Origin of the sequence: Helicobacter ganmani, from assembly GCF_003364315.1 — a bacterium.
GTDB lineage: Bacteria > Campylobacterota > Campylobacteria > Campylobacterales > Helicobacteraceae > Helicobacter_D > Helicobacter_D ganmani.
The window spans coordinates 200,027-219,928 of the sequence record NZ_NXLS01000003.1 but is presented as its reverse complement, the minus strand read 5'-3'; the positions used below and the strand labels follow the sequence as shown (position 1 = coordinate 219,928).

The window sequence follows — 19,902 nt, the reverse complement described above, 5'->3', positions numbered from 1 at the left end:
CTCAAGCACACTCTTTGCTGAAGTAGATTTCATTGCCCTTGCAACTAATGGAGAATTTAACGAACAAAGTGCAGGTGTGAAAGTCTTAAATGAGGAGGAAATGAGGCAGGTTGTGGGGGGAGCGTATGCGCAACAAGTAATTAAAAAACAATATGGAGTTGTAGATAATTTTGGAAACAATATTTATTATACTGCGTATTACCAAGTAGAATTGGAAGCTGGAGATTCTGCTTATTTTAATCTTGGTTCAGATTATTACGCAGCTATCGCCGCAACCTATAATTTCAAAACTAATAAGGTTACATCAGAGGTAGTAAAAATTAATAAATATAATTCTAGCAATGTTAAAACTTTAGATTTTCAAAATAATGTAATAGACAGGATTAAAAATTATAATGCAGTTGGAAGCTGGATAAGACAGGATAAAATTAATATCAAATATTTCAAATAATTTTGGTATGGTTTTTGCTTACCTTTTTATAAAAATGATTGAATATAGAATTGCAAACAAACTGCAAAGCAATCATCACAAAGGTAAGCTATGCAAATTAACAACTCAAATTATCTAAGCCTTTATTCCAATTCCCATTATAATACTAGTTGCAAAGATTCTACACAATCCATAAATCAAGATTTCAATACCATAGAAGATTTATCGCATAGCAAACAAAATAATGTAGAAAAAGACACCAAGCAAACAATATATGAGATTCTTGCTAACAAAGAGGAATTACCAGCTTATATAAGCCATTCTTATCATCAAAATATTGACAATATAGAAAAATTACAGAATCTATCACAAAATCATCTTGAATTTCTTGAAACATATAATGGACTAATTCCCTCAGAAGCAAAGGCTCAACAATCAATACAATCCCTTATGCAAGAAGCAGAGGAAGTTTTAAGTGTTGCTTATAATAAACAGCCAGATAGCGAGGAATTTAGAAATTTACTTGGAATTTTTTCATTTGCACAAGATTCTATTAATAATTTTAACAACAATAAACAAAAACTATTAAACCTCTTAAAACAAGGGCAAAACAGCCAAGAATATGCTACAAGTGAGGAATTTTATCATAAACTTTTTACAAAAAATAATGGTCCCCAAACACAAACTTTAGAAGAAATTGATAAGCTTTCAAAAATTAATGAAGAGCAAGGTTTTTTGAGAGATTATACTGTAGAAGCCAGTTTAATATCTTATTACTTGCGAGATTTTTTTACTATGGCTAGTGATTTTGAATTTATATCCAAAGACAAAGAAAGTAAGATTTATCAAGATTTGCAAACTAGCGTTATTTATCTAGGCTCACAGAGTGGCAATATTGGAAGCTCTTTTAAAGTTGATAATTACACTATTTCTTGGGATGGCAATAGCACCTTATTCAATGCTTATCTAAACGGCTCTAAAATCTCTATTGCTTCGCAATTTTCCTCTAATGATTTCCTTGCCTCTAGCTTTGATGCCACCCAAAGCATTTTTGATATACTTAATCAAAGAGATAAACTAGAAAAAGAAAATCAAGAATTAAAAACCAAACAAGCTTATAATGCTTATGGAATCTCCAAGAATACTTCAATCCAAACAGATTCTTCAAGCGATTCCATAATACAAACACTGCTAAAAGAATCTAAAGAAAATAAGAAGAATCAAGGAGAATAAGGATACAATCTACAAAAATATTTAATCCCTTATTCAAGGACTCTCTTGCGTATTCTTATCCTTGTGCTTTGTTGCATTCATTTAACTTTTGGCTTTCGCGTTTAATCCCTCCAAGAACTCCACAATCAAAATGTAATCCGACAACAATTTTTGTAAGATTTAAAGTTTCCTAATGAGAGGTTTTTTGGCAAATAATGAAGCAAAAAGCCTTTATTGTCTGAAGTATCTTGATTATGCTTAGATATGTTATAATTTGAGAATTTTTCTAAGGAGAGTGCAATGGACGAGGATTTTATAAAGTCTGAAGAAGAAGATTTTTTAAACAAACCAGACGCCGATGCGGTCTTGCAAAAATCTTGCTTGAATATTGATTTGAATAATGGCACAATCAAGGAGCAAAAATATGGTAAATCCTCTGTTCTTTTGGAGACAAGTAGCAAAATGGTGGTGGATAAGCAAGGATTAATCCATTCGGGAAATTTGTTTTCTAGTGCTGCTTATTGTGCGTTATTGGCGGTGAATAATCCCAATGGAATCGTGATTGGTGCAGAAGTGAAGTTTCTAGCACCTATTGAGTTGGGCAACGAAGTCTTGTTTCGCGGAGAAACCTTGCAAGAAGATACGAAAAAGCGCGAAGTCAAGGTAGAAGGATTTGTGTTAGATATTAAGATTTTTGACGCGATGTTTTATATTGCGGTGTTTGATAAGCATGTTTTAAGTTTGCATATTACTAAAGAAATGGAAAAGAAAATGGGCTAAGTCCAAAGAATCACGACAAAGAATCGTAAATAAAGGGAGTTTATGCGGGTAGATTTGCACAATCACACAAGCCTTTGTAACCACGCGACAGGCACAATGGAGGAATATGTCCTCCGAGCAATAGAAGAAAAAATTGATGTTTTTGGATTTTCTTGCCACAATCCGATGGCTTTTGATGAACAATATAGAATGGATTTTAAGGATTTACCCTTTTATTTTGATGAAATTGCGCGATTAAAAGAAAAATACAAAGGGCAAATTGAAATCTTAACTGCGCTAGAGATTGATTTTTTGCCCTCTTTTGCAGAGGAAAGATTGTTTGATTTTCCACTAGATTATAGAATCGGAGCGGTGCATTTTCTGGGCGATTGGGGGTTTGATAACCCCGAGTTTATCCGCGAATATGCAAGACGCGATATTAATGATTGTTGGAGTGAATATTATAAAGCCACAGAAATGCTAGCAAAAAGCGGAAAGTTTGACATTTTGGCGCATATGGATTTGTTAAAAGTCTTTAATTATCGCCCAACAAAGGATTTGCGCCCACAAATAGAATCTGCGCTCAAGGCTGTGAAAGAAGCCAATATGTGTATAGAGATTAACGCAGCAGGATTCCGCAAACAAGTTCAAGAGCAATACCCAAGCGAAGAGATTTTGCAAATTGCTTATTCCTTAGAGATTCCAATTTGTTTTGGGAGCGACGCCCACGCGGTAGAGCAAATTGGCTTCAAACATTCAGAGTTGGTATCACTTGCCAAGCAAGTAGGTTACACAAAGTGCGCCCTCTATCGCAACAGAGAGCGAGAGTTGGTAGAATTTTAGTTTGAAAATTTAAGAAACTCAATAAAAATTAAGTAAAATTGCGCTAAATTCTCATCTCTTTTTACTTTAATAATAGCTTTAAGTTTGGAGACTTTGGAGGGTATATGTCGCTGGTGGGCATCGTGGGCTTCAAACCCATTTGAGTGGATAGGTGTCTATTTGCTGGGGAGTTCGATTCTCTCACCCTCTCGCCACTTTTTAAGATATTTTAAGGAATTACTATCAAAACGAATTTTTTTAAAACCCCATTGGCACAATTTTTAAAGAATAAAACTTCCTACCAAATACGCATTGCTTCCCTCTTGCTAATATTTGGAATCTTGACAGTTCTAGGTATTTTAGAGCCTTTTGGATTTTTAAAGCCACTTGCTCAAATTCAATTTTGGCTTTTTGGGTATTTGGGCTATATTTGGCTTTTTGTTGCTGCATTTTTTGTCTATCAAGTAAAAGATTCTTTTGATTTTAAAAACAACCGATTTTTAGAAAAAACGCTTGGTGTTATCATCGGAGTTTTTGCACTTCTTGTGTTGCAAGGCTTGTTTTTTGCGCACGCTGGGATTTTGGGCGTTGCGTTTAATAGTGTGCTTTCGCCACTTATTACACATTTGGGTGTTTTTGTGTTGGTTTTACTTTGCTTTGCCTTTAGCGTTGTTTTGTATAGCGGCAAGTCTCCTAAAGAATTGGGAAAAATATTTGTGCAAGATTTGAAAGAGGATTTAAGGCAAAGTCAAGTGCCAACAGAAAAAATCATTAAAAGCAAAAAGAATCTCAAAAATCTTGCTTCAAAAATCAAAGCATTTTTTACGCCGCCAAGCCAAATGGACAAAAAGGATTCTAAACATTCTATTTTTTCCCTTTCTCCGCAGGAGAAGGACACTCAAAATACGCAAAATAATCCAGCACAAGAAACCTCTAAGCATTCTTCTTTGTTTTTTACAAAAGCCCCTTCTACCCCTCGCGCATTAACTTTAGAAGAATTGATTGAGCAGAGTAAAAACAATCCGCCTCCTCCTACAAGTGCAGCTTTCAACTTTCAAGATGATACTGAAGAAGAATCTCAAGAAATGCAAGAGACATCAGAAAGTGAATCGCACGAGAATTTCAGCAAAGAGCAATCTTTTGAGGCTGAAATTGATGAGTTAAGACAGAATGTAGAGTTGCCAACAAGAGAAGACAATCCTTTAGAAAATTACTCTAAAGAACAAAATGAGATTCCACAAATTCGCATTGTGAGTTCAAAAGAAGCTGAACAGCAAGGCTTTAATGCAATGCAGTTTCAGTTGGAATCTATGGCAAGTTTAGAAAACTTCAAACGTTTTGAGAAAAGCCATTTATATCCAGAGGAAGAACCCAAAGAAGAAGTGATAAGGCTTATCAAAAAAGAGGAATGCACAAACACGCAAAATCAGGTTTTACAAACACCCACGCCGACTTTTGCCCAAAGAGAAACAACACTAGATTTTATGGAGGAATCACGAGATTTTTCTACACCGCAAGGCAATCCAATTTCGCAGGATTCTATACCTGCGGAAGCAACTAAGCCAAAGCCAATTAAGGCTTATCCCAAAAATCTTTATGCCGCGACGCCCTTTAGTGCATATTATGATAAAGACCCAGTTGGTACACAGGATTATCTTGTGCAAAAGAGCTTCCACAATGGAGATTCTTTTCGGGATTTGTCACATAGTAAAGAATCGCAATCCGACGATGAGCCTAGCACAATTTTTTATTATGACAAAATCAAAAGCACACACCCAATCAAGCCCGAAGAAATCCAACAGATTTCTCAAGAGTTGCAATCAGGCAAAAATTCACCAAGCACGCATGAAAATGCAATACCTCCACAAACAGAACCCGCTGCACTCAATCATATTATTAAGCAAGTGATTCAGGAATTTATGGAATCTCAAAATTCCCCCAATGCGCTTGTTTCTAATCGGGGTTTGGAGGAATCCGCACGGGAAACAACAAAAGAAAATGCGGAATCTCCCAAGCCACAATTTCAAGAAAACCAAGAACATAATGGCATCTTGGATTCAGCAAGACAGAAACAACCGACAGAATCTCTAGGAGATTTGGAGAAATCGCAAGGAATCTATGAGGTAGTTGAAAAAATGCAAGACGCCAAGGAAGTGTTGAATTATACGCCAACCTTTACGGCAAATCCCCTCCCGACTTATGGCTATCGTTTTGATAATGAAGCAGGAAAAGATTTAGAGGTAGAATCGCAAGCAAGGGCGAATCCGACTTTGCAAGCAGTGCCACCCAAAGTAGAATCTTCCACTTCCGAAGTGATTAGCTTGTTTAATGCCCCTAAAACCAACAAAGAAATGCAAAACAAAGAAGAACAAAAGGAATCTTTTGAAACACAATCCTCTCAAGCAGAATCTTGTGCGCCCTTTGTGCAGGCTACAACACAAGAATCTCCACAGCAAACAAAGGATTCTGAATTATCAAGGAAGTTGGTTTTAGAAAACAAGGAGACTTTAAGCATATTAGGAGTTGCAGATATACCACAGATTGTAGAATCGCAAGATTTTGTCTTGCCTAAATTAGAATTTTTGCAAGCTCCAAAAGAGGAGCGCATTGAGATTGATGAGGGAGAGATTGACCGAAAAATCAATGATTTGTTAAGCAAATTGCGAATGTTTAAGATTGAAGGGGATATTGTTAGGACTTATTCTGGACCCATTGTTACAACTTTTGAGTTTCGTCCAAGTCCAAATGTCAAAGTTTCGCGCATTTTGACTTTGCAAGATGATTTAGCAATGGCATTGCGTGCGAAAACGATTCGGATTCAAGCACCTGTGCCGGGAAAAGATGTTGTGGGAATTGAGATTCCAAACAATCAGATTGAAACAATTTATTTGCGAGAGATTTTAGAAAATGATTTGTTTGCAAACTCTACCTCGCCTTTAACTCTTGCTTTGGGTAAAGACATTGTAGGAAACCCTTTTGTAACAGACCTTAAAAAACTTCCTCATTTGTTGATTGCAGGGACGACAGGAAGCGGTAAAAGTGTGGGGATTAATGCGATGATTTTATCCTTGCTTTATAAAAACTCTCCTGCGCAACTGAAGCTTATTATGATAGACCCAAAAATGTTAGAGTTTAGCATTTATAATGACATTCCACATTTGCTAACTCCCGTCATCACGCAACCCAAAAAGGCAATTATTGCTTTGGATAACACCGTAAAAGAAATGGAACGAAGATATACGCTGATGAGTGAAGCAAGGATTAAAAACATTGAGGGTTACAACCAAAAAGCTGAAATTGAAGGCTTTGAGCCTTTTCCTTATATTGTGGTAATTATTGATGAATTAGCGGATTTGATGATGAGCGGAGGCAAGGAAGCAGAGGTTTCTATTTCGCGTTTGGCTCAAATGGCAAGAGCAAGCGGAATCCATTTGATTGTTGCAACACAACGTCCGAGTGTTGATGTTGTAACAGGATTAATTAAAGCCAATTTGCCCTCACGCATTAGTTACAAAGTGGGACAAAAAATTGATTCTAAAGTGATTTTGGATAGTTTTGGCGCAGAATCTTTGCTTGGACGAGGAGATATGCTTTTCACGCCACCGGGCGGTGGAATCGTGCGTTTGCACGCTCCTTGGAGCACAGAAACAGAGATTGAAAAAATCGTAGAATTTATCAAATCCCAATGTCCTCCGCAATACGATGAAAACTTTATGCCCAATGAAGATGAAATCTTGGGCTTACGCGTAGAGGGCGAGACAGATGAGCTTTATGAGGAAGCCAAACGCATTATTTTAAGTGATGGCAAAACTTCTATTAGTTATATTCAACGAAGACTTGGGATTGGGTATAATAAGGCAGCAAATATTATTGAGCAAATGCAGGCACGAGGATTTTTGAGCGAACCTAATTCAAAAGGGGTGCGTGAAATCTTGGGTAATTAATTTCGTGTAGATTTTATAATTTAAAGTTGTAGTTTAAGACAAGTTTTGATAAAATTAAAAACTACACATTAAATTCGGAGCATACAAAGAAATGAATTCAACTCTAAAAGTCCAAAGTATTGATAGTGCAAATGCAGTTGCACAAGCCACGATTCCTGTGGATAGATTAAATCAAAAATTAGACAAAATAACAAAAGCTGCTAGTAAAAATCTCAAAATTGATGGATTTCGTAAGGGGCATGTGCCAGCAAGTGCAGTGAAGCAACGTTATGGCAAACAACTAGAAGAAGATGCACAAAGAGAATGTGTACAAGACCTTTTGCAAGATATTTTAAAGGAATTACAAGTAGAGGCAAATGCGCTAATTGGCGACCCGCGTATTACGAAATTTGATCAAAAAGAGGAAGGCATTGAGCTTGAGATAGAAGTTAGCCTAACACCAAGCATTTCGCTTGATAAATTAGAGGAATGTATTCCGGAAGTCAAGATTCCAGAAGTTACATCAGAAGACATTGCGAAACGGCTTGAAGAAATTGCGAATGCTAGGGCACCTCTTGTGGGAATTGAAGATGGAAGACGCAAGTTAAAAGATGGAGAATATGCAAAAATCAACTTTGAGGGCTTTATAGAGGGTAAGGCTTTTGAGGGTGGTAAAGCAGAGAATTACTTATTGCAAATTGGTAGCAAGTCTTTTATTGAGGGCTTTGAGGAGCAATTAATTGGTATGAAAAAAGGCGAAGAAAAAGAGATTAATGTAGCTTTTCCAGAAAATTATCAAGCTAAACACTTAGCGGGAAAACCAGCGGTTTTTAAAGTAAAATTGCTAGAGATTCAAACAAAAGGAAAGATTGAAATTGATGACAATTTTGCTAAGACACTTTTGCCAGACGACAAAGACGCAAATGTTGAAACATTGAAAGAAAAAATCAAAACGCAGCTCCAAAATGAAAAAAAACAGGAGCTTTATAACAATAAATTAAAGGAAATTCTGATTGAGAATCTTAATAAAAACATTGTGTTTGATTTACCAAAATCTATTGTGCATCAAGAAATAGATTTGCTTTTTAGAAATAGCTTGATGTCTTTATCTCAAGAGGAACAGCAAAAGCTTGCAAAAGAGCCTGAAACACTCAAAGCTAAACGCGAAGAGCAAAGAGAGAATGCGGAAAAAAGCGTTCGTGTAACCTTTATCATTGATGCAATTGCAAAACGAGATAAAATAGAGATTCCAGACAATGAAGTGATTAATACTATTTATTATGAAGCAATGGCAATGCGCCAAGACCCAAAAGCAATTTTTGAATATTACAAAAATAATAATTTAATCCCAGCAGTGAAAATGGCAATGCTAGAGGATAGAGTGCTTACTGCTTTATTAGACAAGAGGGCGTAATGAGTTATTATGTGCCGACAGTTATAGAAAAATCAGGGCGCGGGGAGCGTGCGTATGATATTTATTCTAGGCTTTTAAAAGATAGAATCATTTTGTTAAGCGGGCAAATTGATGATGGTGTAGCCTCTTCTATTGTTGCGCAACTCTTATTTTTGGAGGCTGAAGATCCAGAAAAAGATATTTATCTGTATATTAATTCACCAGGTGGAGTGGTAACGAGTGGTTTGAGTATTTATGATACAATGAATTATGTTAAACCCGACATTAGCACGATTTGTATCGGTCAAGCAGCAAGTATGGGAGCATTTTTGCTAAGTTGTGGGACAAAAGGCAAACGTTATTCTCTCCCTAATTCTCGCATTATGATTCATCAGCCTTTGGGAGGAGCGCAAGGACAAGCCACAGAAATTGAAATTCAAGCGAAAGAGATTTTGCGTTTAAAGGCTAGTTTAAACGAAATCTTGGCAGCTAATACTAATCAACCATTAGAAAAAATTGCCAAAGATACGGATAGAGACTTTTATTTAAGTGCTCACGAAGCGCAAGAATATGGATTGATTGATAATGTTTTAACCAAAAGTTTAAAGTAAAGGGGGTAGTCCATGAAAGACGATTTTGATTCGTTTGAAGGTTTGCAAAGTTTTGAAACAGAGGGTATAGAGGAGGCTCCAGCTAATAACGCATCATCTTTTTCATCATTTGGATTAGATTCTGATTCCACGCCCGGAGAATCTGTAAATACGGGTTCAACGGAATCCAATACATTAGAGGATTATGGGGCGCAGATTATCCGCACATTGAGCGCAAATGGTATTGCCCCAACACCCTATAATTATAGAATCTATTTTGAAAAACTACTTGAAGATAAAACACAGCAATTTAAAGATAATGCAACACAATTTATTAGTCTTGATTTGACGCCTACGGAGAGACAAGCTTTGTTAGAAGATAAGGTTTTAAGAGCTAAAAACCATATGGTTAATACTCTACAACAGGTTGGCACAGCTTATAAAAATCTTCAATTTTTACAAAATATCCTTAAAAAACATGAAAGCGAAATAGGCGCAACCAATAATGCGATTGCTTTGCAAAATATTATCACCGTTTTTGAAAAAGAATTGAAATCGTTAGGTGAGACAACAAAAGTGCAGCTTCAGAATATTAAAGTCTCTTATGATAGAAGTATGCAGGCGATTGAAAGTATTGCAAACAATATTATTTGCGATGAGAAATATGGGCTTTATAATCGTAATTTTTTGGATATTAGACTGCTTGCTGAATTGGAATCTATCCACACAGAAAATCATAAATCCTCATTAATTTTGATTCAGATTACCAAAAGTCTTGCCCGACGCATTACTTCAGATAAAAATTCCACACTTATCAGTCGTGCGATTTCTAAAATTTTGCAAAAAATCGCAAACAAAAGTGATGTACTTGCTTATTGCGGTTCAGATATTTTTGGAATCCTACTTAGCCATAGTGATAGAGAAGCTGCGAAGCGATTTGCAAATCGTTTGATTGAAAAAGTCTCTACTACGAATATTTTTTTAGGAGAAGAGGAAATCTCTCTTAGTGTTTGCACTGGAATCGCTGAAATTAATGGAAGTTCTAGGGGAAAAGATGTTTTCAAAAATGCCTTAGAGGCTCTAAAAAAGGCTTCTAGTAGTAATGTTTCCTTTGTCGTGGCGGGAGAAGGGAAGGAGAAAAAGCATTAATGCTTGAGGTTATCACTTACCCTAATTCAATTTTACGACAGATTTCAAAACCTGTGGAATCTTTCGATTCAAAACTCCATTTGCTTTTAGATGAAATGTATGAAATTATGCTCGCTAAAAACGGCGTTGGAATCTCTGCGATTCAGGTTGCTAAACCTATTCGCGCTTTGTTGATTTGTATTCCTGATGAAGAAGGAAATCAACATAAAGAAGATTTGCTAGAAGTCATCAATCCCGAAATTGTAGAAAAAGATGGAGAAATTGTATTTAGTGAAGGTTGTTTGAGTGTACCAGAGTTTTATGAAGACATTAAACGCGCCAATACAATTAAAGTTGTTTATCAAGATAGATTTGGCAAACCGCAAGAAATTGTTGCACAAGATTATTTAGCCGTTGCTTTTCAGCACGAGATTGACCACTTAAATGGTGTTTTATTTATTGATAAACTCTCTATCGTCAAGCGCAAAAAATTTGAAAAAGGCTTGAAGCAAAAGCATAAATTTTAGAATTTTACAAATGTGGTTTAGCTTGATAGTTATCCAAAAGCTTGATACAAATCGTCAAAAAGATTCCCTCCAAAAGAGCCGCAAGAATAAAAGCATAATATTCGTGTGTATCAATTGCATTGAATTGCAAACCAAGTTGCGCTGTTGCGACGAGGAAGGTTAAAGGCATAGAGTGGCTAAAGGCAAATAAGATTGTTTGTTTTATATCCCCAAAGTATTTTCTATATGCAACGAAAGCCCCCAATAAGCGTAAAATAACCATAACAAGAATAATGCTCAATGTCAGCGACAAGAGTTGTCGGTTTTGTGTAATCAGATTCAAATCCAATGTAGAGCCAACGAAAATAAAAAATAAAGGAATAAAGAATCCAAAACCAAAATCGTTTAATTTGTCTATCAAGCCTTTGTGATGATGAAAATAAGTCGCTAAAATCATACCTGCTAAAAATGCCCCAAGCACGCGTTCTAGCCCTAGAATCTGTGAGATTCCAATTAGAATTAAAAACAGCATTGCGCTAAAGCGAATGTCTTGATTTTTGCTTGCATTTTTTGGAATCAGAAAAAATTTCAAAGTAGGAAACCACCAAAACATAATGTCTGCAACCTTGAACATACCCACAATGACGCTTAAAAAAATAAACAAAACGAGCAATGTCCGATATAATTCCCAATTTAATCCATAGGAATATGCACCATTGAGCACTACAAGCACAACAATGCTAATCAGCTCACCCAAGATTCCAACATTTAAAGCAAGTTGTAGCCAAGATGTATTTTTGGGGTATTCTTTGAGTAATGCCATAATCATACCCAAACTCATTACAGGCAAGGCAGCAATATAAAACTTAGATAGCCCAGCATTAAGCACATACAAGCAAGCGACACCATAGAGAATTAAGAAATATAAAAAAGCAGATTTTAGGAAGTCTATTCCGAGTTTTGTAAAGGTTTTCAAATCCACTTCTAAGCCACATAGAAACATCAAAAATAAAAAGCCAATGTGTGCAATAAAGCTTAGGGATTCGGAATGTGAAAAAAGTCCAAAATGAAAAGCAAGCGCACCAAGTAGAATCTCTGTAACCACAAGAGGCAAGCGTAAAAGCGAGCTAAGAAAAGGTGCGATGACAATCAAAACTGCAATAATACCAAAAGTAATAATGTTTTCCATAATAGGGCTTAAACTCCAAAATTAAAAGTATAACTTACTTTAGGGTAAATTGCCATAAATCTGTGGTAAAATGCGCTCCAAAACAATTTTATTTAGGAATCTTAAACAATGATTCAAGATTTTTTCGCCCCGCTTTTGGAATCTTTGCCTAGTGATAGAGGGCGCAAATGTGAGATTTTATCACAAGAGTGTATTTTGCAAAGTGGATTCCATCATTTTGATTGGACTGCGAGCGGGCTAGCAGCGAAATGCGTAGAATCGCGAATGAACAAGATTTTGCCCTTTTATGCCAATACGCATTCCGAGAGTAATTCCCACGCAGAATTAATCAGCTCCTTATATGAGGAGGCGAGGGAAAGATTAAAGCAAATCTTTAAACTTGATTCTAATTTTGCTTTAATCTCTTGTGGCTTTGGTTCAACTGCTGCAATCAAAAAGTTTCAAGAACTCTTAGGGATTTATATTCCACCCAGAACAAAGCAAATTTTGGGAGTGGATTCCTTGCGTGATAAATCTTCTTTTCCGCTCGTGATTGTTGGACCTTATGAACACCACAGCAATGAGTTAAGTTTCAGAGAGGGATTGTGCGAAGTTGTGCGTATAGGATTGAATACGCAAGGATTGGTGGATTTGGAGGCTTTAAAGAATATTTTAAGTGCAAATGTCGGGCGTAAAATCATCGGTTCTTTTGCTTTGGGTTCCAATGTAAGTGGAATCTTAGCACCCTTTGCGGAAATTTCTCATTTGATTCGTTCCTTTGGCGGAATCGTATGTTTTGATTGTGCGACTACCTCACCTTATTTGGATATTCCACCAAGTTTTTATGATGTAGCTTTTCTTTCTCCTCATAAACTTTTGGGGGGTATTGGTGGAAGTGGAATCTTAATCATTTCTCGTGCCTTGATTGATAAAACTTTGCCACCAACTTTTTGTGGTGGGGGTATTGTTGGTTATGTTTCTCGCACAAGCGCACAATATTATGCACAAGAGCAAAGAAGAGAGGAGGCAGGAACGCCCGGTATTTTAGAGTTTTTACGAAGCTATTTTGGCTATGCTTTGCGGGAGGAGATTGGGCAAGAATGGATACAACAAGCAAAGATTCCTTATATCCGCACATTGCGGGAATTTTTAGAAAATGAACCCAAGATAATAACTTATGGTAATTTAGAACATAATGCTTTGGGAATTTTTTCGTTTAATATTCGCGGAATCTCACCCTTTGAAGTCTCACTTCAATTGTCCAAAGAATATGGGATTCTCACTCGCGCAGGTTGTGCTTGTGCTGGACCTTATGGACACGATTTGTTGGGATTGGAGGATAATGCCTTTTTTATCCAAAAGCCCGGTTGGGTGCGCCTAAATGTGCATTATACGCATACGCAAGAGGAAATCAATCGGCTTTTAGAGGCGTTGAAGCAAATCCTTCATTCGGTTTGAAAGCAAAATGAAAAGATTTCTTTCATTTTTTATGGGTTTTTGTTGGAGTGCTAGGGCAGTTTTGGGGTGGTTTTTCTTTGATAATTCTTACTTTGCGCTTCAAATCTTGAATCAATTTCTTGCCTTATTCATTGCGATGAAAGTTTTATCAAAGATTTGCTTCAAAGTTTAGAGTTCCGCAAGGAAACTCCCCATATCATTTTTGCTAGAAACAAATATAGTGAGAGCGGAAGCAATCCATAGTCTAAAATCTCGCCTTTAAGATTCTATTGTAATGGGATTGGATAAAATATAAGCTTACACTTTTAATTCAAAGGATAAAAATGGAAAGACGAACTCTTTTTAAGTTGGCAGGAATAGGTGCTTTGGGTTGCTTCCCGCTTCTAGCAGAAAATAAATCCCAAAACACCAAGCAAAGTCAAAAACATCAGAGAAAAAGAGAATTTTCTGTAACTTTCAAGCATAATATTTTGGAATCTGGAAAATGTAAGCTTTGGATTCCGCTTCCTTCATCAACGCCCTATCAATTTTTGACTAGTAATCTTGCGTTGAGCGGGAATTACACCAATGCGTATATTAGCAATACGCAGATTCCAACGCTTTTTGCAGAATTTGACAAAGTCAAAAGTCCAAATTTGGAAATCAAGTTTGATATTACGACTTATGAGCGCACGACAGACTTTGAAGAAGTGCAGGCAAAATTCAACAAAAACGCTAAGATTCCACAAGAGGTTAAGCCTTATTTGGTGGCAACTGAACATATCCAAACTGATGGAATCGTAAAAACAACCGCAAAAGAAATCTTAAAAAATGCCAAAGCACAAAATGCAAATGATTGCCAAAAAGCAAAAGCAATTTTTGAATGGGTTGCGACAAATATGCAACGCGACGAAAGTATTTTGGGTTGCGGTGTGGGCGATGCAAAGGCAATTTTAGAATCTAAAAAGCTATATGGCAAATGCACGGATATTAGCTCGGTTTTTGTTGCGCTTTGTAGAAGCATTGGGATTCCTGCAAGGGAAATTTTTGGGATTCGGCTTGGGCAATCAAGTTTTTCTAACGCAATGGGAAGCGCGAAAGATAAAGTTGCAAATATCACTAGTGGGCAACACTGCCGCGCAGAATTTTATGTCAGAGGTTATGGTTGGATTCCTTGCGACCCAGGTGATGTTGCAAAAGTAAGGTTGAGTGAAAACTTGAGCAATGAAGACCAAAAAATCAAAAAATTGCGCGAATATCTCTTTGGAAGTTGGGAAATGTGTTGGTTGGGTTACAATACCGCAAGAGATTTTATCCTGACACCTATACCTGCGGAAACACCGCTAAATAACTTTGGTTATCCTTATGGCGAAGTAGAGGAAAATGTGTTGGATTATTATGACGCAAAAGGTTTTTCTTATTCTTACATTTCTGTTGAAAAATAACCAATGAAAGCAAAGATTGGCTTAATTGTTTCGTTTAGCCTAGGGGTGTTGGCGAGCATTTGTTGCTTACCCGCACTCCTTTTTCTGTTGTTTGGATTCTCGTTTGGAATCGCAGGCGTGGAGTTTCTTGCTCCTTATCGTTTGATTTTGAGTGTGTTATCTTGCTTGTGTTTTGTCTTGTATTTTTATTTTGGAATTTTGAAATGCGATTGTGCAAAAACTTGCAAAAGAAAAAAGAGCGTGAGTGGCTTTTTTTGGCTGTTGGTTTTGTTCTGCATTTTGTTTTATCCAGAAATTTTAGGTTGGTTTTATGAATAAAGCTTTGTTTTTATTGTTATTATGTGGCGGATTGATGTTTGGAGGAGAATATAAAATTTATGTGGAGGGTATGCACTGCCCGCTTTGCACGGCAATGGTGAGAAAAGCACTCTTAAAAGTGGAGGGAGTTACAAGTGCAAAAGCCTCCTTGAAAGATAAAATTGCCAAAGTAGAATGCAGGGACAATATTCCAAAAGAAAAACTCCTAGAAGCTGTTGCAACGACGGGTTATAATGGAGTGTTTGTTGATTAATCTAGCCATTGCGTCCTCACGAACGCAGTGGAGCAATCCAAATAAAAGAACTCGTCCCTTAAGATTCCATTGTAAAATTTGTGCGCTTATATTTAGTTGATTTACTTGCTCTATAAGGTTTATGCTGCCTAATTTTAGAATCCTTATTAGCAGGAATAAAGTAAATCTGTGGGTAAAAAATCAAATCCACAAGAATAATTGTGCCAATAGAATGAAGATTTTGGTATGATATTTGCTTATGTCAAAAGTAATGGAGTGGAAAATTTGTAGGAAACAAATAGAAGGATAATTATGCTGACTTTTGATTCTTTTGCAAGTTGCAATCCCCAACATTATCAGAATCTCTCTCCAAAACTTAAAATAGAAAAATCTCCCAATGTCCTTGTGAATAAAAACACAATGGATTGGATTTTGCAAACTTTGCTTTTTCACTCGCCCTCTATCCACAATGCAAATCTTACAATTTCAAGCACTTTTTCGCATTCTAAAAGTCAAGAATCTAGTTTAAGCGAAGAAAATATTTTGCTAGAAATTTTTAAATTTAGCCAATTTTATCGGCGCATTCAACGCATAAATCATTCAAAATTCCTAATGGAGCAAAGCGAATTTCTAAGACAAATAGAGAGAAAAATAAAGCATTATGCGTATTTGTCTATCACACAGCAAGAAGCACAAGAGGCGCAAGATTTTATTTATTTGCAAATGAATAAACAAATGTTGCAACTCCACAAAGAGAATCCAAAACTTTTAAAAGAAACGATGGACAAAGTCTATCAATTCTACACAAAAAAAGAGAGCTTCAATAATCCCTTGTTTTTGGATTCTAACGAATCAAGGATTATAGAGATTCTATCAGAATACGGCATTCAAGCAGAATCTAAGGATTTGGAAAATCTCTTTATAAATTATTTATCTACTTTGCCAAAAATCATCAAGGATTCCACTAAAAATGGTGAAATAGAAACGAAATGCTTAAAAGAAATAGAACAAAACATTAATGCTTTTAGGATTCATCAAGTAGAGCTTATAGGATTTGGCTTTTTTGTTCCTCTTGTGGAAAAATTTTCACAAAAAGAGCAAGAAACAATAGTGGATTCTATCGCAAAGGTATTGTCGTTTTATTTGCAACCAAATTCTATGGAAAAGGGCGGTTACAAAATCTCTTGGCAACCTCCACAACCAAATATTTTGGATTATGATTTGCTTCCCTCATTGCTTAAAAGCACAGAAAATGCGGAAATAAAGATTGAATTTCAAGTGTTAATCGTGTTTCCTACGAGATTCCAAAATAAATTTAAATCCTAAAGTCCTTAAGCCCTTTTTTCTATACGACTTGCTTCACCAATGAGCTTGAGATTTTGTTCGTGGAAATCCAATGATTTTTGCATTTGATAGCTACAATGTGCAATTATGTTGCTTTGTATGCCAGAATCTGCATTTGCAGATTTTTCATAAACCTGCAAAACAGCTTGTGTCGTGCCATATTTTAGCACTTCCTCTCTATAAGCATAAACAAAATTTTGCGTTATCAGAGTAAAGCCAAAATATTAGGCGTCTCCTCATCAAAATATTCTTGATAAACCATTTCATTTTCTAGAATGATTTTGCCGTCCTCTCCGCCGCTTTGAATGTGCCAATAGGTTTCGATAATATTTGCGTGTTCAAAAATCGGATTTTTCTCTCTCGTGCTTAAATCCGCTTCAAATGTAGAGAAAAACGCATTAATCCAAGCCACTCCTTTCGTGCTGCTGTTCTAAAGTTACTTGCACTTTCCCATACTGCTTGAGCGCGGTCTAAGAGCAAATGCAATTTTGGGTCATTTGGGTCTTTTGTTGTCGCATACAATTCCTCTAACTTCTCGTTCATTAGTTCGCTGATGACAGAGATACTGCGCGGATAGGAGAGGGGATTGAGTTCCTCTGAAGCGAGCTTTGCTTTGTCTGGGGATTTTAAAAACTCGCTAGAGTGCGAGAAGGCAAAAAACTTTAAATCTTGTGTTGGAGTTTGGGATTCAAAGCAATTTCATTTAGCGGGATAAAAGATTCTTCTTGAGGGGAAGTTTGTGATTCTGTGGGGTTGGCAAGCAAAAGCGTGTCAAAATTGCTCGCAGATTCTACCTTATGTAGGCAATCAAAAAAGATTCCATCGCAAGATTTTATTTTGCAAAGCTATAGATAACGCAACACGCAATTATTATTCTAATGCGTAAGCTTTGAATTTTTCTCCTCGTTCTTTATAGGAGCTAAATTGGTCTAAACTTGCCGCAGCAGGAGAGAGTAATGCGACATAATTTCGTGCTTTAAGGCTTTGTGTCGCAAAAATTTCTTTGATTTGGCGCACAGCAACTTCTAAAGTATGACAGGCGTAGCAGGGGGTATTTGCGGATTTTGCGAGTGCGCAGAGTTTATCCGTATTGCTACCAATCGCAAAAATTTCAATTTGGCATTGCGAAATAAGTCCAAAAAGTGGGGTTAAATCCACCCCTTTGTCATCTCCCCCGAGAATCAATAATATTTTTAACCCCTGATAGTATTTAATGGCTTCCATTGTCGCGTCCAGATTCGTTCCTTTGCTATCATCTACCCAAAGATTCCCTGCCTTGTCGTAAAATTCCTCTATTTTATGCGCACCAATTTTAAAGGAGTTTAAAAGTGTATAGTCTTGAGTAGAAAACAAAATCTCACTTGCGCTCATCGCAAGCGTAGCGTCCAACAAGAAGGGTTCTTTAAAGGCAATCGCACTTAAATTTAGGCGAAAAATATTTGCTAAATCCTGTGAATCTTGATAAAAGATAAGATTTGCAAGGGATTGCTTGCAAAAAGAATGCGATTCCAAACTTTTGGGTAGAATCGCAACTTCTTTTTCTCTCAAAAATAAAATGGGTTTGAGTTTGTCTGTAATATAGTTTTCATAGCTTCCGTGCCAGCTAATATGGTCTTGCGTAATCGGCAAAAGCAAATATAAAATAGGTTTGGCAATCTGCGTATAATGGAGGGTAAAAGAGCTAGTCTCAAGTATCCAAAAGGGTGCATTTGTATCAAGTTTTGCTAAAGGTGTGCCGATATTACCTCCGCTTTGCGCACCAAAAGATTGTAGCAAATGTGTAAGCATTTGCGTGGTAGTGGTTTTGCCATTTGTGCCGCTAATCCACACAGAGGGAGGCATTGTGGGCGCAAAAAAGTCATATTCGCTTAAAAGTCGTGCTTTAGGGTGTGTCGCAACAAAATCCAATGCGGTTACAATCATCGCATTACTAGGTGGAATCCCGGGGCTTGTGATAATGGAAGCTTCAGGATTCTGCACCAAGACTTCGCTTAGACTTTCGCTTGGAAGCAAGAGATTGCCCAAAGCATCTTGACTTTTTTGCGTGAAACTATCATCTAGTGCAATACAAGGCGAAAAAGATTCTGCAATTGCGCGATTCGTTCCCCCAAATCCTAAAAGTATTAACATAAATTTACCTTATTTTCAAAGTTAAAAGAGCAATGAGATTACTCATCAGAGCGACAATCCAGAATCGCACGATGATTTTGCTCTCATTCAAGCCTTTTTCCTCAAAGTGATGATGTAAGGGTGCCATTAAAAAAATCTTTTTACCACGCGTTTTATAGCTTCCAATCTGTAAAATTACCGATAGTGCTTCCACAACGAAAATAAATCCAATAAGGAAAAGTAGAATCTCATTCTTGGACACAATCGCCATATAAGCGATAAAACCACCCAAGCTTAGAGAGCCACTATCTCCCATAAAGACTTGCGCAGGGTGGCAGTTATACCAAAGGAATCCAATCAGTGCGCCAATTAGTGCAGAGGAGAGAATCACAAGCTCACTGCTATCTAAGACTTTGGGATAAAGCAAATAAGCACTTAAGCCCGAATGTCCTGCGACATAGACAAACACGCTAAGAGAAGTCAGCGCATAAATAGATGGAATCGCAACAAGTCCATCTAGTCCGTCCGTAAGATTGACTGCATTGCTTGTAGCAATAAAAACAAGTGTCCAAAACAAGATTCCAAGAAGATTCCAATCAAACAAAGGATTCTTGAAAAAGGGTAAATAAAATTCCGAATTTAAGCCAACTAGATACAATCCGCACGAGAGGATAAGACTAATGACAATCTGCAACAAAAACTTAGTTTTTGCACTCATTCCGGCGTTTTTGCGTTGTGTTATTTTAGAATAATCGTCGCTGATTCCAAGCATTGCAAAGCAAAGCAAAGTTGCGATTCCAAGCAAGATATAGATATGATTGAGTTTGGCACAAAGCAGAGTTGAAAGCAAAGTTGTGCAGACAAATACGATTCCACCCATTGTGGGAGTATGGATTTTTTGTTGGTGGTTTTTGGGGGCAAATTGCGAAATCGGTTGGAATGCGTGTTGATTTGCCCATAAAATATAATAGGGCATTGCAAAGATTGTGAGCAAAAGAGCTATAAAAAACGCAATTGCAGAACGCACGGTAATATATTGAAAAAGATTGATGTCAAACAAAGAATAAAGATAATATAACATAAGCC

20 protein-coding genes and 1 tRNA gene are annotated in these 19,902 nt (G+C 36.7%); 15 read left to right on the top strand and 6 right to left on the bottom strand.

Translation table 11 applies throughout. From position 1 onward, the window contains the following. The 10 genes from CQA43_RS04725 to def all read left to right on the top strand — a co-directional run. Window positions 1–451, top strand: a 451-nt coding sequence (locus tag CQA43_RS04725; protein ID WP_245944217.1) for a hypothetical protein, incomplete at its 5' end; no start/stop codon positions are given. A 90-nt stretch (window positions 452–541) separates the two neighbouring features. Beyond that, window positions 542–1,663 carry a hypothetical protein gene (locus tag CQA43_RS04720; RefSeq protein WP_245944216.1) on the top strand — a complete coding sequence of 374 codons (1,122 nt, stop codon included), beginning with the start codon at window positions 542–544 and terminating at the stop codon, window positions 1,661–1,663. Window positions 1,664–1,942: 279 nt separating this feature from the next. After that, on the top strand, window positions 1,943–2,422 hold the full coding sequence (locus CQA43_RS04715) for a hotdog fold domain-containing protein (protein WP_115551454.1): 480 nt from the start codon (window positions 1,943–1,945) through the stop codon (window positions 2,420–2,422). 42 nt (window positions 2,423–2,464) lie between these two features. Then, window positions 2,465–3,244 (top strand): histidinol-phosphatase, encoded by a 780-nt coding sequence (locus CQA43_RS04710; protein ID WP_115551453.1) that lies wholly within the window; start codon window positions 2,465–2,467, stop codon window positions 3,242–3,244. A 95-nt stretch (window positions 3,245–3,339) separates the two neighbouring features. Beyond that, a tRNA-Sec gene (locus tag CQA43_RS09490) sits at window positions 3,340–3,438 on the top strand. Between the two features lie 126 nt (window positions 3,439–3,564). Next, window positions 3,565–7,167 (top strand): FtsK/SpoIIIE family DNA translocase, encoded by a 3,603-nt coding sequence (locus tag CQA43_RS04705; RefSeq protein WP_407918775.1) that lies wholly within the window; start codon window positions 3,565–3,567, stop codon window positions 7,165–7,167. A gap of 91 nt (window positions 7,168–7,258) precedes the next feature. Beyond that, window positions 7,259–8,560 carry a trigger factor gene (gene tig, locus CQA43_RS04700; RefSeq protein WP_115551452.1) on the top strand — a complete coding sequence of 434 codons (1,302 nt, stop codon included), beginning with the start codon at window positions 7,259–7,261 and terminating at the stop codon, window positions 8,558–8,560. After that, a complete protein-coding gene (gene clpP / locus CQA43_RS04695; RefSeq protein ID WP_115551451.1) occupies window positions 8,560–9,150 on the top strand; it encodes an ATP-dependent Clp endopeptidase proteolytic subunit ClpP in 591 nt (196 codons plus the stop codon). Before tig ends, clpP begins: the two co-directional genes overlap by 1 nt. Window positions 9,151–9,162: 12 nt before the next feature. Then, window positions 9,163–10,278 carry a GGDEF domain-containing protein gene (locus tag CQA43_RS04690; protein ID WP_115551450.1) on the top strand — a complete coding sequence of 372 codons (1,116 nt, stop codon included), beginning with the start codon at window positions 9,163–9,165 and terminating at the stop codon, window positions 10,276–10,278. Further along, window positions 10,278–10,784, top strand: a complete 507-nt coding sequence (gene def, locus CQA43_RS04685) for a peptide deformylase (protein WP_115551449.1) — start codon at window positions 10,278–10,280, stop codon at window positions 10,782–10,784. The genes CQA43_RS04690 and def overlap by 1 nt, the downstream gene beginning before the upstream one ends. Before the next feature lie 4 nt (window positions 10,785–10,788). On the opposite strand, the gene CQA43_RS04680 is transcribed toward def, so the two are convergent. Further along, window positions 10,789–11,952 (bottom strand): cation:proton antiporter, encoded by a 1,164-nt coding sequence (locus tag CQA43_RS04680; RefSeq protein ID WP_115551448.1) that lies wholly within the window; start codon window positions 11,950–11,952, stop codon window positions 10,789–10,791. Between the two features lie 108 nt (window positions 11,953–12,060). On the opposite strand from CQA43_RS04680, the gene CQA43_RS04675 reads away from it, so the two are divergent. From CQA43_RS04675 to CQA43_RS04655, 5 genes are all read left to right on the top strand, one after another. Then, window positions 12,061–13,389 carry an aminotransferase class V-fold PLP-dependent enzyme gene (locus tag CQA43_RS04675; protein WP_115551447.1) on the top strand — a complete coding sequence of 443 codons (1,329 nt, stop codon included), beginning with the start codon at window positions 12,061–12,063 and terminating at the stop codon, window positions 13,387–13,389. Window positions 13,390–13,712: 323 nt separating this feature from the next. Next, window positions 13,713–14,813 (top strand): transglutaminase-like domain-containing protein, encoded by a 1,101-nt coding sequence (locus tag CQA43_RS04670; protein WP_115551446.1) that lies wholly within the window; start codon window positions 13,713–13,715, stop codon window positions 14,811–14,813. A gap of 3 nt (window positions 14,814–14,816) precedes the next feature. Beyond that, window positions 14,817–15,131, top strand: a complete 315-nt coding sequence (locus CQA43_RS04665) for an aryl sulfotransferase (protein WP_115551445.1) — start codon at window positions 14,817–14,819, stop codon at window positions 15,129–15,131. Then, the gene (locus CQA43_RS04660) at window positions 15,124–15,384 is read left to right on the top strand and encodes a cation transporter (RefSeq protein WP_115551444.1); all 261 of its coding nucleotides are present in this window, start codon (window positions 15,124–15,126) and stop codon (window positions 15,382–15,384) included. Before CQA43_RS04665 ends, CQA43_RS04660 begins: the two co-directional genes overlap by 8 nt. A 291-nt stretch (window positions 15,385–15,675) precedes the next feature. Then, window positions 15,676–16,689, top strand: a complete 1,014-nt coding sequence (locus CQA43_RS04655) for a hypothetical protein (protein WP_115551443.1) — start codon at window positions 15,676–15,678, stop codon at window positions 16,687–16,689. 5 nt (window positions 16,690–16,694) lie between these two features. Here the strand turns inward: CQA43_RS04655 and CQA43_RS04650 are convergent, their stop codons facing one another. The 5 genes from CQA43_RS04650 to mraY all read right to left on the bottom strand — a co-directional run bounded on the left by CQA43_RS04650 (window position 16,695) and on the right by mraY (window position 19,897). After that, a complete protein-coding gene (locus CQA43_RS04650) occupies window positions 16,695–16,877 on the bottom strand; it encodes a hypothetical protein (RefSeq protein ID WP_115551442.1) in 183 nt (60 codons plus the stop codon). A 35-nt stretch (window positions 16,878–16,912) separates the two neighbouring features. Next, window positions 16,913–17,119, bottom strand: a complete 207-nt coding sequence (locus CQA43_RS04645) for a hypothetical protein (RefSeq protein WP_115551441.1) — start codon at window positions 17,117–17,119, stop codon at window positions 16,913–16,915. After that, entirely contained in the window at window positions 17,074–17,250 is a 177-nt protein-coding gene (locus tag CQA43_RS09485) for a hypothetical protein (protein ID WP_181881624.1), read from the bottom strand. Before CQA43_RS09485 ends, CQA43_RS04645 begins: the two co-directional genes overlap by 46 nt. A 327-nt stretch (window positions 17,251–17,577) precedes the next feature. Then, entirely contained in the window at window positions 17,578–18,837 is a 1,260-nt protein-coding gene (gene murD / locus CQA43_RS04640; protein ID WP_115551440.1) for a UDP-N-acetylmuramoyl-L-alanine--D-glutamate ligase, read from the bottom strand. Window positions 18,838–18,841: 4 nt separating this feature from the next. Continuing rightward, window positions 18,842–19,897: a phospho-N-acetylmuramoyl-pentapeptide-transferase gene (gene mraY / locus CQA43_RS04635; protein WP_115551439.1), complete on the bottom strand. Its 1,056-nt coding sequence runs from the start codon at window positions 19,895–19,897 to the stop codon at window positions 18,842–18,844. Window positions 19,898–19,902 lie beyond the last annotated feature (5 nt).